The following is a 15,179-nucleotide window of genomic DNA, read 5'->3' as shown; positions in this document are numbered from 1 at the left end:
AATAATAAAAATAAGTAGATTTTTTGAAAAAATTGGTTATAACAAAGGTGAAATTGAATAATATGAGCAGTAAAATTACAGGAAAAGAGTATCCTCTACTAAAAGTTTTTAGTTCGGATTTTGAATATCATATACCAGCATACCAACGACCTTATGCTTGGACTAAAGAAGAGACAGGAATTTTATTTGATGATTTATATGAATTTTATAAGACAGAAGCAACAGATAATTATTTCCTTGGTACAATAGTTCTTATTAAAGCGGAGGATAAACCTCATGCTGATGTTATTGATGGACAGCAACGCCTTACAACATTAACAATTTTATTTTCCGTTTTGGCTTCAAAATTAACAGGCGATGCTCGGGAAGCTTGTGATGCTTTGCTTCAGGAAAAAGGAAATATACTTGCAGGTATTCCGGCTAGACCACGAGTACATCTTCGTCAAAAGGATCAGGACTTCTTTAATAAATACATTCAAGAAGTACATATTACATCATTACTTGGTATTGATAGGGCGACACTTCCAACAGAAGCACAACAGCATATTCAAGAGAACTGTAAGGAATTACTGGAAAAATTTGAGTCATATTTTGAAGGTGATCAGAATGAATTAATTAAATTCAGTAGCTTCCTTTTAAATAGATGTTTTCTAGTATCTGTAAGCACAGATAGCCAAGCTTCTGCTTTTCGTGTTTTTTCTGTGATGAATAGTCGAGGACTAGATTTGCTTCCTATTGATATTATTAAGTCAGAAATTATTGGAGAAATTCCCGAAGATGAGCAACAGAAATATACTGAAAAGTGGGAAGATCTTGAAAACGAAACAGGACGTGAAGGATTCAATGAAGTATTTACTCATACTAGAACTATTTTTGCCAAAGAGCGTCCTAAAAAAGGGTTATTAGAAGAATTTCGTTTGTATGTGGTAAAAGGCACAAGCCCCAAAGGATTAATTGACAATGTGTTAACTCCATATGCGGACGCTTATACAATGCTGAAAAATTCTGAATATATGGCTTCATCAAGGGCAGATGAAATAAACGGTTGTTTATATTGGCTGAATAAAATAGATAATTATGATTGGATGCCACCGGCAATTAAATTTTTGGCAGAACATCCTCATGATTCAGAATATGTTTTGTGGTTTGTTAAGAAATTAGAACGCTTGGCTTCATTTCTTCATGCAACTGCACAAGATGTAAATCATCGTATGGATCGCTATAAGTGGATTTTGGCGGAAATGGATAGCAATCCAACACATAGTTTAGAACAGCCATTAACATCAATAGAATTAACTGCAAATGAAAAACACTCATTTTACGAAGCATTAAATGGAGAGATTTATACAATGCCTTCTAGAAGACGCAATTATGTTGTTCAACGTTTGGATTCATTTGTTTCTGATGGCGGGGCAAAATACGATGTGAAATTATTTACAATCGAGCATGTACTTCCGCAAAATCCGGAGATAAATAGTGAATGGAATATTGTGTGGCCAGATCAAGAAGAGAGAAAATATTGGTTGAATCGTATTGCAAATCTTGTGCCTTTGACGCGAAAGCATAATTCGGCGGCTCAGAATTATGATTTTGTTACAAAAAAAAGAAGTTATTTCCAGAACAAAGGTGGTACAACATCATATACGTTAACTACGCAAGTAATAAATGAAAGTTCCTGGACTCCTGAAATTGTGGCTAGTCGTCAAAAAATGTTAATGAGGTTGTTTTCCGAAAAATGGGATTTGCAAATTGATCCATCAGAAGAAGTAGCAGAATCCGAAAAGTTAATCTTCCACATCGCAATTCGAGGCTGTAATGCTACCGGATATGCTGGGGCTAATGGAAATTTTATTGTTAAAGCTGGAAGCACTATTTCTATAGATACTACACCCAGTTGTCAGCCATCATATGTGGAGGCAAGAAAAATATTGATAGATAATGGGATTATTGTTGATGGCGTTTTTACACAAGATTATAGTTTTGATAGTCCATCTGCGGCCGCTGGTATTGTTGGAGGGAGATCTGCAAATGGTCGTAGGGAATGGACAACTTTAGACGGACGACAATATGGAAAGGTGATTGGCCATTAATTTGATCTACTAGCATGAATAATTATTTTTACTCGAAGAGTTTTTAATTTTCTACAATTCGATTAAGCATTCCTTTATTATGTTTGTTAACTAGAAAGCGAGCCACTGAGACTCAGTTTAAGAGTAGCATTTATACCTTTATATAAAGGGATGCTTTTTTGAATAAAATAATTAAAGGTAAAAAGAAAGTCTGGAAATCAATTAGTGGATATTTTTGAAATATAACGAAGCGTATATTGTGATATGTCCGTGATGTTATTTTTGTATCATGACAAACCTGCTCTTGACGAATTCAATTGGTTAAAATATAATAGGTTTATCTCAAGAAGAGTATTTTTTTAGATGACATCTGTCATTTATCAATCATGACAAACGAGGTGGCGAAATGAAATTGCAGAGTCTTGCGGGTGTCCGCAGTGGATTAGTTTTGTCAAGAAAACAATCCAAGGAGCCGACAGATTACCGGTATCCTTTAATCAATTTACGTTGCATTCAGCAGGAGGGTAACATTGACCTACACAAAGCGGATATCTATGAAGCGAAAGAGTCACTGAAGGAAGAGTACCTTTCCAGGCAGGGAGATATTGTTGTCCGTCTTACTGCACCTTATACGGCAGTTTTGATAGATGACACTACATCAGGAATGGTGATATCCTCAAACTTTGTGGTGATTCGAATAGAAGATAAACGGTTGCTCCCAGAGTATCTTTTTTGGTTGCTTAATACCCAAAAGGTGAGGCATAAAATCTACGAGAATACGACTAGTAATATGCTTGGAGCAATAAAAGCAAAATTTCTTATGGACTTTGAGCTTGTGCTTCTTCCAATTGAGGTTCAGCAAAAAATTGCACAGCTAAATTTGCTGGCAAAGAAGGAAAGTCAGCTGCTTAAAGAATTGGCAGCAGAAAAAGAAAAGTTGTATTCGAGTCTGTTAGATCAGGAATACAAAAGAGAAAAGAGAGGAAAATGAAGATGACAACGAGAAAAGATATTGAACAGGTTCTGTGGAATGCCTGTGATAGTTTTCGTGGAAAGATCGATAGCTCCCGCTATAAGGATTATATTCTTTCCATGCTGTTCGTGAAATACCTAAGCGATGTCTCTAAGGAGAAACGAGAGGACTATATCAAACAATATGATGGTGATATGCGCCGAGTAGAGCGTGCCATGAGTCGAGAGCGTTTTTCAATGGACGAGCAGTCCACTTTCGACTATCTTTATACCAATAGAAATGATGCTGAAATTGGCCAGAAAATCAATGTGGCTCTGAACTATATTGAGGAACATAACAGCGGAAAGTTGCGCAATGTGTTCCGGGCCATTGACTTTAATTCCCAGGTGGATTTTGGTGAGCCTAAAGAGAAGAATACAACCTTGAGGAATCTGCTGGAGGACTTCAATGGTCTTGATTTGCGACCAAGTCAGCTAGGTGCTGACGATATCATTGGGGATGCCTATGAATACATGATTGCTATGTTTGCCTCTGACGCAGGAAAGAAGGGCGGAGAATTTTTCACGCCCAGTCAGGTCTCTGAGCTAGTGGCCTCATTGGTAAAGCCTAGGGAGAACGACCGGATCTATGATCCTACCTGCGGGAGCGGTGGCCTGTTGTTGAAAGCGTATAAGAAAGTTCCCAGCGGAAAAGTTGCTATTTATGGACAAGAACTCAACGCACAGACTTGGGCTCTCTGTACAATGAATATGTTTTTGCACGGTGTGGATGATGCTAGAATTTGGCAGGGAGATACCCTCTCCAATCCTCAGAATGTCGAGAATGATAATTTAATGAAATTTCAAGTCGTGGTGGCGAATCCCCCATTCAGTCTGGATAAATGGGATAGTGGTTTCTTATCGGAAGCAGAGGTAAACAGTAAGGGCAAGAAAAAAATGTCCGCTGAACTGGATCGGTATCACCGTTTTGATTGGGGAGTACCGCCCACTTCCAAAGGCGATTATGCCTTTGTGCTGCACATGCTTTCCAGCTTAGATGCGGAAAATGGCCGCATGGCAGTGGTGTTGCCACATGGTGTCCTGTTCCGCGGAGCCAGCGAGGGAAAAATACGCCGTCAGCTTGTGGAAATGAATCTGCTGGATGCGGTTATCGGGTTACCGGCCAATCTATTTTACGGCACTGGAATCCCAGCCTGTATTTTGGTATTCAAGAAGAATCGCACTTGCCGAGATGTGTTGTTCATTGATGCTTCCGGGGATGGAAACTTCGAGAAGGGCAAGAACCAGAATATTCTGCGAGACAGCGACATTACACGCATTGTGGAAGCCTATCAAGTGTGGCAGAACAAGGATAAGTATAGTTATGTAGCCTCCTTCGACGAGATCAAAGAGAATGACTTCAACCTGAATATCCCCCGGTATGTGGATACTTTTGAGGAAGAAGAACTGGTGGATATTGATGAGGTACAGCGGAGTATTGCCAGTATTGAGGCTGAACTAGTTAATGTTCAAACGCAGATGAAAAAATATCTGGATGAATTAGGAATTTAGGGAGGTAAAGGAAGTTGGCTACAACGGTTAACAATGCATTTGCTGAATTTATGAAAGATATCGTCAATCTTGATTCGGATGTTGTATGTAAAGCAAGAACGAGTCGAGACAACCTGCTTGATAATATCGCTGAATTTGATAATAGAGACGGTTTCTTTGATTTGTGTGATAGCTTTAATGTACACTTTGGTTCATTTGCGAGAAGAACCAAATGCCGTGAACTTGATGATGTGGATTTGATGATTGGTATTGCTGCTAATGGTGCAAAGTATTACTCTGATGATCCATGGGACGAAGTCAGAATAACTGCAAGTACAACTAATGAAGCACAAAAAGATTGTACACGTGAAGACGGAACACTTAACAGTACTCAGGTATCTAATAAATTTAAGAAAAAATTAGAATCGGTAAGGGAATATTCTCGTTCTGAGATTCGCAGAAACGGTGAAGCCATTATTTTAAATCTTAAATCGAAGGAATGGTCTTTTGATATCGTACCATGTTTTCATACGGTGGAAGAAAGTGATGGTAGGTCATACTATTTAATTCCGAACGGAAATGGCAATTGGAAAAAGACAGCTCCCGATAAAGACAAAGAGCATGTTACAAGCACAAACCAGAGTAAAGATGGGCGCGTGTTGGAGTTAATTCGCCTTTGCAAAAAATGGAATAAAGTAAAGAACGCAAAAACACTACCATCGTATATGCTCGAGACTATGATTATAAATTTTGCAGATTCCCAAACAGAACTGAGTGAGTATATCGATTTTCGTTTTCGCGATGCGTTAAATTATTTAGCGAGTCATATTTTGAGTCCAGTATATGACATGAAAGAGATACAAGGTGATATCAATAACCTTAGTGTAGATGATAAACTGTGCCTTCAGCAAAAGGCACAGACTGACTACAAAAAGGCCTGTGAAGCCTGGGAACAAGAAAAGGCTAGTAACCATAAAGAAGCAATTAAAAAGTGGGGTGAAATTTTTGGAAGCGACTTCCCAACATATGGATAACAATATTTATGCCAAGCAGAATGAAAAATTTTTACTCGAATGTCAGTTGGCACAAAGAGATGAATATTCTCAGGCCAAAAGAGCCAATCGGTTGAAGTCAATTATGACTCTTACGTTTGCAATCTTTTCTGTTGTTGTGTCTATTTTGGACTGTGATACACTATCTGCTTTATCCAGTTTATTTGCAGTGGGCTTGGTCGTGTTTAACAAATACTCAGATGGTTATATTTCATCTCATAAAAAACACGCTGCTTCTATACAACAATATATTGATGTAACGCTTTTTTCCTCAATCATAGGGGGTGCTACATCTGAATGGGGTGAATTGCCCAATAAGACCGATCTTGCAAAGACGACAAGTAAATTCTCAGGTGTAGATACTTCTGATATGAAAAATTGGTATAGTGATTACTCATCTTTGTCAGGTGAAGCTCAGGTTTTTCACTGTCAACGAGAAAATGTAAGATGGGACTACGGCTTGCATAAATCTTATATTTGTCTTCAACTTGGTATTTTATTAGTTGCAGTTGTTGCTATGGTTGCAAGTATGTTTATCGTCAATCCAAACTTTATAAAGTTAATATGTATTTTATCATGGTTAACACCACTTGTAGAATATATATATTCTGTCTGTAAAGAGGTCATTAAGAGTAATTCACTTTTGAAGGAAATCGATGCTTTTTGCGATAAAATTGAAAATAAATTATCAGGGGATAACAAAGTGTCTATAAAACAAGAATTGGTCGATTTGCAATATAAGATTCGAGAAAGACGAGAAGTAGGTTTTCTTATTCCGGATTGGTTTTATAAAATGCGAAAGAGAAAACATCAGAAGCAGGAAGATAGTATTGCAGAAACCATTGTTAATTTGAGTCAAGAGAATGGTGAGCAAAAATGAAATTAAGAACAAGAGATATAATTGAGCAGATTCGGCACGGAAATATTCCGGATGGATACAAAAAAACAAAAGTAGGGATTCTTCCTGTTGACTGGGAAGTGCACATGCTTAGAGACTGCCTCCAACGTATTGAAAGGCCTGTTGAGGTTGAGCCAAACGAATTGTACACACAAATCGGTATTCGTTCCCACGGAAAGGGACTTTTCTATAAAGAACCTGTTACGGGAGAAGCATTGGAAAATAAGGCTGTCTTTTGGATTGAGCCGGACTGCTTTATAGTTAATATTGTTTTCGCATGGGAACAGGCAATTGGGAAGACCACACAATCTGAAGTAGGAATGGTTGGTTCTCATCGTTTTCCAATGTACCGTCCTGTAAATGATAGAGTTGATATCAATTACCTGGTTTATTATTTTTTAACAAAGCGCGGAACCAATATTCTAGAAGCGGCATCTCCAGGAGGAGCAGGACGAAACAAAACTTTGGGACAAAATCGCTTTTTAAAGAGCAAAATTATACTGCCGTCCATTGAAGAACAAAGAAAAATTGCCGCGATCTTGATGACCCAAGACAAGGTGATTGAGTTGAAAGAAAAGCGCCTTACCAAAAAGAAGCGGCAGAAAAAGTATTTCATGCAACAGCTTTTGACCAGCAAAAAGCGTTTGCCGGGGTTTAGTGGTGAATGGAAAACGGAACGTCTAGGAAAGTTGTTTCTTGAACGTAAAGAAACAAACTGCGAAGGATTAGAGATGCTAGCCATTACGGGAACACAAGGCATCATTCCAAGAAAAGAGTTGGATTTGAAAGACAATTCTAGCAATGATAAATCAAAATATTTGAGAGTTTGCGTTGGAGATATTGGATATAACACAATGCGAATGTGGCAGGGAGTTTCAGCGTATTCCAACTATGATGGTATTGTTAGTCCGGCTTATACAATTTTGAAACCGAATTCATCAATTAATGCAAAGTACTTTGCGTATCTTTTCAAAATGCCGGAGATTATCTTTCTGTTTTATCGTTTTTCGCAAGGCTTAGTAGACGATACTCGAAACCTAAAATATGAGAATTTTAAGAAGATTAAGGTTTTTTATCCACCAGACGTGAAAGAACAAACCGCTATTGCCGAAATCCTTTCCACCGCTGATCGGGAAATCGACTTACTCCGGCAGAATATTGAACAGGAAAAACAAAAGAAAAAAGCCTTGATGCAGCTGTTGCTGACGGGCATTGTGAGGGTAAAAACATGACAGAAAAAGAAATGCAGGAACATGCTTGCAAAAAATTGTTAAAGAAAGTTGTGGACAGCGGGCAAAACTACACGGAAAAGATGAAGTCTGACTTGAAAGAAATTATTGACCACAGCAAATCGCCCGAGGAGATTTGTAGAGCTACCCTTGTCTATTTTTCCATGTACAGGTGGCAATAAAAGGAGGTGAAAAACGTATGGCAACCAATTCCCCGAGTGGTGACGGACATAGAAATGGAGCGGTAAGAGACCGTTCTCAGACTTTTAACCCTGTTACAAAACAATGGGTAAAGCGGGACAGTGATACCGGTCGTTTTATGGATGTCAAAAAGAATGGAACTCCTTTTAAGGGAGTCCGCAAAGAAAAGTAAATCCAGAGACAGTAGAGCGAGGCGGGATTTCCCGTCCCGCTATTCCTGCTTTTATTGATATTTCCGAAAGGAGGCAACCATGGACAAATCCATGTACTTAGAAAAGAATATCAGCCAGCAGCCGGCTATTGATCTGCTACGGTCCATGGGTTATACCTATATTACACCGGAGGACTGCGAGGTGCAGAGAGGCAGCCGGTACCATGTGCTGCTCAGAGATATTCTCCGGGGGCAGTTGCGTCGGCTCAATCGTTATGCTTTCGCTGGTGCGGAAAATGAGTTTTCTGCTGCTAATATTGAACGTGCTATGGAAGATCTGGATGAGCCTTTAACCGATGGTTTAGTGCGTACTAGTGAAAGAATTTATGACGCTCTTTTGCTTGGTAAAAGTTACCCAGAGACTGTGGGTGAGGGAAAAACACTCAGCTTTAATTTGAAATATATTGATTGGGAACACCCGGGAAACAACTTGTTCCATGTTACCGAGGAATTTGCGGTAGATAGTCGAGACAAGCTCCACAACGCTCGACCGGATATCGTGCTGTTCATCAATGGTATTCCTTTTGCTGTCATTGAATGCAAAGTGCCCCAGATTAGCGTTGAGCAGGCTGTGGAACAGAACATCCGCAACCAACAGAAAGAATACATTCCACAGCTGTATAAGTTTGCTCAAATCGTGATGGCAACCAACAAGAATGGTGTAAAGTATGGCACTACTGGGACACCCAAGAAATTCTGGAATGTGTGGAAAGAGCAAAACACCGCTTTTTTGGAAGAGGCACTGGCACATTATGTGACCGACCGCTCTCCCACCGAGCAGGACCGGAATCTGATTTCTCTGTTCAGCAAAGAAAGAGTAATGGAGCTGATTCGGTACTTTGTGCTCTTTGATGCCAATGTAAAGAAAATCTGCCGCTATCAGCAGTATTTTGCCATAAAAGAGATTATCAAGACCATTCAGCAGACGAATGAAAAGGGCAATCGTCAAAGTGGTGTTATTTGGCACACTCAGGGTAGCGGCAAGAGCTTGACCATGGTCATGCTGGCGAAGTATATCTTAATGGAATTGTCCAACTGCAATCCGAAAGTGGTTGTTGTCACAGACCGCAAGGAACTGGACCGTCAGATTGCTGCCACCTTTGCCCATACTCGCTTAAATCCGGCTCGGGCCACCAGCGGGCGAAATCTGGTAGAGCTACTGGGCAGCGGCAAGGCGGATGTGGTTACTACCATCATCAACAAGTTCAACACCGCCGAGAAAATGGAGCACAAAAACTTTTCGCGGGATGTATTTCTGCTGGTGGACGAGAGTCACCGCTCCAACTATGGACTGCTTGCTACCAAAATGAGGGCGGTATTTCCAAATGCCTGCTACATCGGCTTTACCGGTACACCTTTGATGAAAAAAGAGAAAAATACTATGGCGAAGTTCGGTAAACTGATCCACAAATATACCATCAAGGATGGTGTGGAGGATGGGGCTATCGTGCCACTCATTTACGAAGGACGTTTTGTGGAGCAGAATGTGGACGAGGACAATATTGACCTTTGGTTCAAGCAGACTACCAAACGTCTCACGGAAACTCAGCGGGATGACCTTTCCCGGAAATGGAGCAGCATCCGTCGATTGACCTCCACTGATGCCCGTATTAAGCGGATTGCACTGGATATCAACGAACACTTTATTGAAGGGTACAAAGATACCGGCTTTAAGGCTATGTTGGCCACCAATTATAAACGGGATGCGATACGGTATTTGGAGTGTTTTGAACAGTTTGGAGATCTGAATTGCGCTGTGGTGATCTCGCCGCCCGATCTTCGGGAGGGTGTAGACGATGTGGACGAAGGTGCTGACGATAAGGTTATTGCCTACTGGAATAAGATGATGAATCGCTACGGCGACGCGGATGCTTATGAAGAGTCCATGAAGAATCAGTTCTGCGTAGGCGACATCGATATTCTCATTGTGTGTAGCAAGCTGCTCACTGGCTTTGATGCCCCCATCTGTCAGGTACTCTACATCGATAAGGAATTAAAGGAGCATGGTTTGCTTCAGGCTATTGCTCGTACCAACCGTTTGTATGAAGGTAAGGACTACGGTCTAATTGTAGACTACCGTGGATTGATTGAAAAACTGGATACCGCAATGGATTTGTATAGTGGTGCTGGGCTCGAAAATTTCGACGGCGGTGATTTGAAGGGTGTTGTGGTGGATGTTATGTCATCTGTGGCTGGCTTGAGAGAAGCCTATACCCAGCTAACGGAGCTGTTTGATGATCTGAAAAATCCCCATGATATCGAAGAAGTAGAAGTGCATCTTGTTGATGATAAGAAACGGGAGAACTTTTATAATCGTCTTTGTGCTTACGGCAAGGCATTGAATGTGGTATTGAATGCAGAACAGGCGTATGCAGCCTTCCCGAAAGATGAATTGAAGCAATACCAAAATACATTTATATTTTTCTCCAAGGTGCGCCGCAGTGTGAAAATCCGTTACTGCGATGCAATTGACAACCGAGAATATGAGCCGCTAATGCAAAATCTTCTGGATACGCACCTTTCGGTGGCTGGCCTAAAGCAGATCACTAGTCCCATCGATATTTTAAACAAAGATGATTTTGTGCATGAATTAGAGGAGTTGGGATCTCTTCGGGCAAAGGCGGATGCTATTACCAGTAAGTTAACCCGCAGTATCAGTGAAAAATATCAGGAAAACCCAGCCTATTATGACAGCTTCTCCAAACGGATCAAAGAAGCGTTGGATCAGTACAAGGAAAAAGTGATCTCCGAGGCAGAATATCTGGCGAAGATGCGTACCATTATGGAAGATTATCACGTCGGAAAGAGCACCGTGACTTACCCGGAATCTATTAAAAATAACATCCATGCACAGGCATTTTACGGTGTTCTGTCAGCAGTATTTGATGAGGCGAAAGAAGCAGAGGTCTCTCCCGATTTTGCGGCGGAGATTGCGGAAGAGATTACCAAAATTGTGGTTAACCATAGTCAGGTGGACTGGAGTAACAATAAAACAATCCATGACCGAATCTCGCAGGATATTGATGACCTTTTTTATAATTACGAAAAAGAACGAGGATTAAAACTGTCTTTTGACACCATTGATAAGATCATTGAAAATGTCAAAACAGTGGCGCTTAGGAGGTTTTGACATCAATGGTCCAAGAAAGAACTGTTTTATATGAAAATAACGAAATTCACTACATGCTGGAGCGGAAGATGGTGAAAAATCTTAATCTGCGGATTCATAAAGATTGCACGGTTTATGTTTCAGCAAATTCAGATATCCCAGCCGAAAAGGTTGATGATTTTGTGGAGAGCAAAGGAAATTATATTTGGTCGGCACAAAGAAAGTTTCGCGAGATGGCGCAGTATGCTCCTCAGCCCAAGCAATATGTCAGTGGAGAGACGTTTTATCTGTTGGGAAGAGGAGTTCGACTGAAAGTGGAGAGAAATGTACAAGAAACAATTTCATCAAATGGGATTTATCTGTACCTCTGCGTGAAAAACCCGGATGATTATGAAAAAAAGAAAAGGATGGTGACACGTTACTTGGATGAGCAGTGTCGAGCTATTTTCGGCGAGATTATTTTAGAAATCTACCCGATATTTCAAAAATATGGAGTGTCCATGCCAACTTTGAGAATTCGGGATATGGAAACGCGGTGGGGATCTTGCTTGGCAAAAAAAGGAGTTATTACATTGAATAAACGTTTATTGGAAGCACCACGAAACTGTATCGAATATGTGGTGATGCACGAGTTCTGTCATTTTATTCATCCAAATCACTCAAAGCATTTTTATGGTTTCTTGGTTATGTTAATGCCTGATTGGAAAGAACGTAAAACTATTTTGGATCGCAGTGCAACATTTTGGCTGTGAGCTATAGGGAGGGAAAATAATGTCGATGTGGTTATGTCGTGCCGGACGATACGGCGAGTTTGAGAACAAATTTCTTGAGGACAGTAGAGTATACTGTACTTGGGACAATTTAGCTGAATCAATCATGCAGTTCCACACTAAACAAGATTTGCAACAGTATTTCGTGGACAACAACGTAGATGTAAAGGTCAAAACAGCAATGAACTGGGCAAGTCAGGTATGGCCATTCGCTCATGAGATGAAGAAGGGAGAAATTGTGGTTTTACCAAGCAAGATCAAGCCGGTAATTCATTTTGGCAAGATCACAGGTGATTATGAATTCTTGCCCAACAATAACAATCCCTACTATCATGCACATCAAGTAGAGTGGTTTGCCTGTGACATTCCTCGCACGGCTTTTGATCAGGATATCCTATATTCCTTTGGCGCCTTTATGACGATTTGTCGCATCAAACAGGAAGATCGCATTAAAGCGGTCATTAGTGCACATAAGCAGGGAAAGAAAGTACCCAAAATCACTCTTCAGGAGTTACAGAATGATGAAGAAGTCCGCGATATTGAAAATGAAGCTTTAGGGGTTATTACAAATCTGATAATCCAAAAGACCAAAGGGCATGGCTTAGCAAGAATTGTAGATGCAATTCTCCGTGCAAAAGGGTTCACTACATACGTTAGTCCGGCTGGGCCGGATAAAGGTGTGGATATTCTGGCTTCTGCTGGTACACTTGGCTTTGGTAGTCCTAAAATCTGTGTTCAGGTTAAGTCTACGGATGTGCCTGTGGATCGGATAGTACTGGATCAACTGGGCGGCGTGATGAAAAACTTCAATGCCGACTATGGTTTGTTGGTGTCGTGGAGCGGGTTTAAATCTTCGGTCATCAACGAAATAGCCAAACAATTTTTTGAGATACGTCTTTGGACTCATAAAGAAATTATCGAGGAGTTTTTGAGATACTATGACCAAATGGATGATGAAATCAAAGAATTGATTCCCCTCAAAAAGATTTGGGTTGTAAACAATAGTGAAGAATAGATGTAATAGCTAAGACGATAGAAATAATTTGCATTAAGTAAAATCATGACCAATAAAATCTCTATGACCAATAAATTTATAGATTTAGCTTGGTGAGATGCATTAAAACATTTTTCTTCTTCTTTTCGATAAATATAAGCTACTGGATGACAATGTCCCAGTAGCTTTTATTCTTTCTCAAATCTGATAATATCATTCGGTTCACAATTTAAAATCTCACAAAGCCTTTCCAGTGTAAACATAGTAATGGACTTATTATGTTTTAAATTATTGATCGTCCGGGGATTGATACCATACTTATGAATCAGTGTATAGGTGGAGACATCCCGTTGGCGCATGGTTTCCCACAATGGAGAATAGTTTATCATTTCTGCTCACTTCCCAGTTTGTAATATAATCATTATCATGGTAAAAATAATGGTTTACTATACTGAAAAATGTATCTATAATAGAGGTATATGGAGGGAGAGCTGGGATGAAAAAATATGATGAGCTATCCAACAAAGAAAAACATAATTTTGAGGAATTTCTTATTACAACATTCAAGTTTTCCGAAGATGAGCTAGCGGCGATCGATAAGCAAAAGCCAATGACAATGGAACTTTTTTCTTCATGTTTGGCTAAGTGTACGGAATGGGGACTTTATAAACTGTTCGAAAGGTTGTTGGATGAGTATCCGGATTTAATGGATAAATACGTAAAAGCTATCGATGAAGATATAAAGGATGTGGTATTGCCGGAAAGAACTCCAGAGGAGGAAGAAGAAAGCTGGAATCGATTGTGCGAAAGAATAAAAAATGAATATGGTGATGATTTAACATGCGAATAGCTGCCGGAAAATCTGGTGGCTATTTTTTATAACAGAAATCTATGAATTAAAATCTGGCATCCGGTCAAAAAAGACGGGATGTTTTTTTATGCACTTTATTAAAAATTTTGTCTCCAAACACTGTATAATCCTCGGATTTCCGTTCTATAAGTGAGGGGAAATATTTTTTGAAGCAGAAAATTAAAAAGATTTTCGAATCTCCTTGTATTTCTGTCTCTGACGATTGGGTTAAGTGAGGGGATCTTTAAAGAACAAAAAAGATAAGAGCGGATCTGGTTGATAAGAATAAAATTTAATTCTTTTTGACCCTGTATAATGGCCGCTCCCGGTTACGTTAAGTGAGGGGGTAGATATTATAGGGCAAGATCCACCCGTGTTAAGCGGTTATGCCATTTCTGGCAATCCTCTAACTTACAGGTTGAGCTCTTGATGGGGATTTTCCCAGAGCAAGATCCACCCCGTAATACACTATCGTGTTTTCCTGTGTAGGGCTCTTGCTTGGGATTTCGATTCCCCATACCCTCGATGATCTGCCGATCTGACAGATATTGGCGTCCACTGGAAAGTGGGACGCAGCACAAAAGGAAGATTCCGGCAGGACTGCCGGTTCTCCAATTTGTGATGTTACTAAAGTAACAGAAAAGAGAAGAAAGGAGGAGCCATGAGAAAAAAGAGATTAGACCGGGAACTGAACCACCCGCATTTTGTCGGAGTCCGGCTGTCCGATATTGAGCTGGAACTTCTGGACAGGAAAGCAGAGATCCTGGGGGTGTCCAGATCCGAATGCCTGCGGAAACTTTTGGTGGAAAAGGAGATCGTGCATCGGGTAGAAGTAGTCGTCGATATGGAAGAACTCCGAAGGTTGGTAGGCGAGTATGGAAAAATCGGCGTGAACCTGAATCAGATCGCACGATACTTCAATACGGGCGGGGAACGTTCGTTGGCTATGGAAGATGAAATCCGTCACTGCATCGCGGAATTGTTCGCACTCAGGGAAGAAGTGTTGAAGATGGCAGGGGATTTTGAACGGGATTATCGTCGCAGGTAAAGTAGTCCAGATGAATTGTTCCAAAATGATACCGAAACACGACCAAACTGCATTTTTGACTGCCAGACAAGAGAAACCCCAGGCAAATATATTTGAGGTCAAAAAAGCCTGGTGTAAAGGGCAAAAAATGCAAAAAAAGATACCGAAACGTGACCATATTTCGCTGTCCTGTACCGGGCACTGTCAGGATGGCAGGAAGGAGGAATGTCTGTGCCGAGAATGAGCAAGAAAAGAAAACAGGAACTG

The 15,179-nt window shown here is 40.3% G+C and carries 14 protein-coding genes; 13 read left to right on the top strand and 1 reads right to left on the bottom strand.

What is annotated here, in order from left to right; genetic code table 11:
- The first annotated feature begins 62 nt into the window (after positions 1–62).
- From H6A20_RS08775 to H6A20_RS08725, 11 genes are all read left to right on the top strand, one after another.
- Positions 63–2,090: a DUF4357 domain-containing protein gene (locus H6A20_RS08775; RefSeq protein ID WP_204906742.1), complete on the top strand. Its 2,028-nt coding sequence runs from the start codon at positions 63–65 to the stop codon at positions 2,088–2,090.
- Between the two features lie 385 nt (positions 2,091–2,475).
- Positions 2,476–3,060: a restriction endonuclease subunit S domain-containing protein gene (locus H6A20_RS08770; RefSeq protein ID WP_204906741.1), complete on the top strand. Its 585-nt coding sequence runs from the start codon at positions 2,476–2,478 to the stop codon at positions 3,058–3,060.
- Positions 3,057–4,592 carry a type I restriction-modification system subunit M gene (locus H6A20_RS08765; RefSeq protein ID WP_338106655.1) on the top strand — a complete coding sequence of 512 codons (1,536 nt, stop codon included), beginning with the start codon at positions 3,057–3,059 and terminating at the stop codon, positions 4,590–4,592. The genes H6A20_RS08770 and H6A20_RS08765 overlap by 4 nt, the downstream gene beginning before the upstream one ends.
- Before the next feature lie 14 nt (positions 4,593–4,606).
- A complete protein-coding gene (locus H6A20_RS08760; protein ID WP_204906740.1) occupies positions 4,607–5,605 on the top strand; it encodes an SMODS domain-containing nucleotidyltransferase in 999 nt (332 codons plus the stop codon).
- The gene (locus H6A20_RS08755) at positions 5,598–6,503 is read left to right on the top strand and encodes an S-4TM family putative pore-forming effector (RefSeq protein WP_204906739.1); all 906 of its coding nucleotides are present in this window, start codon (positions 5,598–5,600) and stop codon (positions 6,501–6,503) included. The genes H6A20_RS08760 and H6A20_RS08755 overlap by 8 nt, the downstream gene beginning before the upstream one ends.
- A complete protein-coding gene (locus H6A20_RS08750; protein ID WP_204906738.1) occupies positions 6,500–7,753 on the top strand; it encodes a restriction endonuclease subunit S in 1,254 nt (417 codons plus the stop codon). The genes H6A20_RS08755 and H6A20_RS08750 overlap by 4 nt, the downstream gene beginning before the upstream one ends.
- Positions 7,750–7,932 carry a hypothetical protein gene (locus H6A20_RS08745; RefSeq protein ID WP_204906737.1) on the top strand — a complete coding sequence of 61 codons (183 nt, stop codon included), beginning with the start codon at positions 7,750–7,752 and terminating at the stop codon, positions 7,930–7,932. The genes H6A20_RS08750 and H6A20_RS08745 overlap by 4 nt, the downstream gene beginning before the upstream one ends.
- Before the next feature lie 17 nt (positions 7,933–7,949).
- Positions 7,950–8,123 (top strand): hypothetical protein, encoded by a 174-nt coding sequence (locus H6A20_RS08740; RefSeq protein ID WP_087153732.1) that lies wholly within the window; start codon positions 7,950–7,952, stop codon positions 8,121–8,123.
- Between the two features lie 79 nt (positions 8,124–8,202).
- Positions 8,203–11,292: a type I restriction endonuclease subunit R gene (locus tag H6A20_RS08735; protein WP_204906736.1), complete on the top strand. Its 3,090-nt coding sequence runs from the start codon at positions 8,203–8,205 to the stop codon at positions 11,290–11,292.
- Between the two features lie 5 nt (positions 11,293–11,297).
- Positions 11,298–12,023 carry a M48 family metallopeptidase gene (locus tag H6A20_RS08730; RefSeq protein WP_204906735.1) on the top strand — a complete coding sequence of 242 codons (726 nt, stop codon included), beginning with the start codon at positions 11,298–11,300 and terminating at the stop codon, positions 12,021–12,023.
- Positions 12,024–12,042: 19 nt separating this feature from the next.
- A complete protein-coding gene (locus H6A20_RS08725) occupies positions 12,043–13,056 on the top strand; it encodes a restriction endonuclease (RefSeq protein WP_204906734.1) in 1,014 nt (337 codons plus the stop codon).
- 167 nt (positions 13,057–13,223) lie between these two features.
- Here the strand turns inward: H6A20_RS08725 and H6A20_RS08720 are convergent, their stop codons facing one another.
- Positions 13,224–13,394 carry a helix-turn-helix domain-containing protein gene (locus H6A20_RS08720; RefSeq protein ID WP_338106660.1) on the bottom strand — a complete coding sequence of 57 codons (171 nt, stop codon included), beginning with the start codon at positions 13,392–13,394 and terminating at the stop codon, positions 13,224–13,226.
- 137 nt (positions 13,395–13,531) lie between these two features.
- On the opposite strand from H6A20_RS08720, the gene H6A20_RS08715 reads away from it, so the two are divergent.
- Both H6A20_RS08715 and H6A20_RS08710 read left to right on the top strand, forming a co-directional pair.
- Entirely contained in the window at positions 13,532–13,885 is a 354-nt protein-coding gene (locus H6A20_RS08715; protein ID WP_009249897.1) for a hypothetical protein, read from the top strand.
- Positions 13,886–14,546: 661 nt separating this feature from the next.
- Entirely contained in the window at positions 14,547–14,933 is a 387-nt protein-coding gene (locus tag H6A20_RS08710) for a plasmid mobilization protein (protein WP_204906732.1), read from the top strand.
- Positions 14,934–15,179: the final 246 nt, after the last annotated feature.

This window comes from Mordavella massiliensis (assembly GCF_016901695.1).
GTDB classification, from domain to species: domain Bacteria; phylum Bacillota; class Clostridia; order Lachnospirales; family Lachnospiraceae; genus Claveliimonas; species Claveliimonas massiliensis_A.
The sequence above is the reverse complement of the archived record's forward strand: the minus strand, read 5'-3'. Positions and strand labels throughout refer to the sequence as shown.

Bases quoted from the DNA above. Each gene is read 5' to 3' on its own strand.
- H6A20_RS08715 (WP_009249897.1), top strand. From the start codon at position 13,532: ATGAAAAAATATGATGAGCTATCCAACAAAGAAAAACATAATTTTGAG.
- H6A20_RS08765 (WP_338106655.1), top strand. From the start codon at position 3,057: ATGAAGATGACAACGAGAAAAGATATTGAACAGGTTCTGTGGAATGCC.
- H6A20_RS08770 (WP_204906741.1), top strand. From the start codon at position 2,476: ATGAAATTGCAGAGTCTTGCGGGTGTCCGCAGTGGATTAGTTTTGTCA.
- H6A20_RS08750 (WP_204906738.1), top strand. From the start codon at position 6,500: ATGAAATTAAGAACAAGAGATATAATTGAGCAGATTCGGCACGGAAAT.
- H6A20_RS08735 (WP_204906736.1), top strand. From the start codon at position 8,203: ATGGACAAATCCATGTACTTAGAAAAGAATATCAGCCAGCAGCCGGCT.
- H6A20_RS08720 (WP_338106660.1), bottom strand. From the start codon at position 13,394: ATGCGCCAACGGGATGTCTCCACCTATACACTGATTCATAAGTATGGT.
- H6A20_RS08755 (WP_204906739.1), top strand. From the start codon at position 5,598: ATGGATAACAATATTTATGCCAAGCAGAATGAAAAATTTTTACTCGAA.
- H6A20_RS08745 (WP_204906737.1), top strand. From the start codon at position 7,750: ATGACAGAAAAAGAAATGCAGGAACATGCTTGCAAAAAATTGTTAAAG.
- H6A20_RS08775 (WP_204906742.1), top strand. From the start codon at position 63: ATGAGCAGTAAAATTACAGGAAAAGAGTATCCTCTACTAAAAGTTTTT.
- H6A20_RS08730 (WP_204906735.1), top strand. From the start codon at position 11,298: ATGGTCCAAGAAAGAACTGTTTTATATGAAAATAACGAAATTCACTAC.
- H6A20_RS08710 (WP_204906732.1), top strand. From the start codon at position 14,547: ATGAGAAAAAAGAGATTAGACCGGGAACTGAACCACCCGCATTTTGTC.
- H6A20_RS08740 (WP_087153732.1), top strand. From the start codon at position 7,950: ATGGCAACCAATTCCCCGAGTGGTGACGGACATAGAAATGGAGCGGTA.
- H6A20_RS08725 (WP_204906734.1), top strand. From the start codon at position 12,043: ATGTCGATGTGGTTATGTCGTGCCGGACGATACGGCGAGTTTGAGAAC.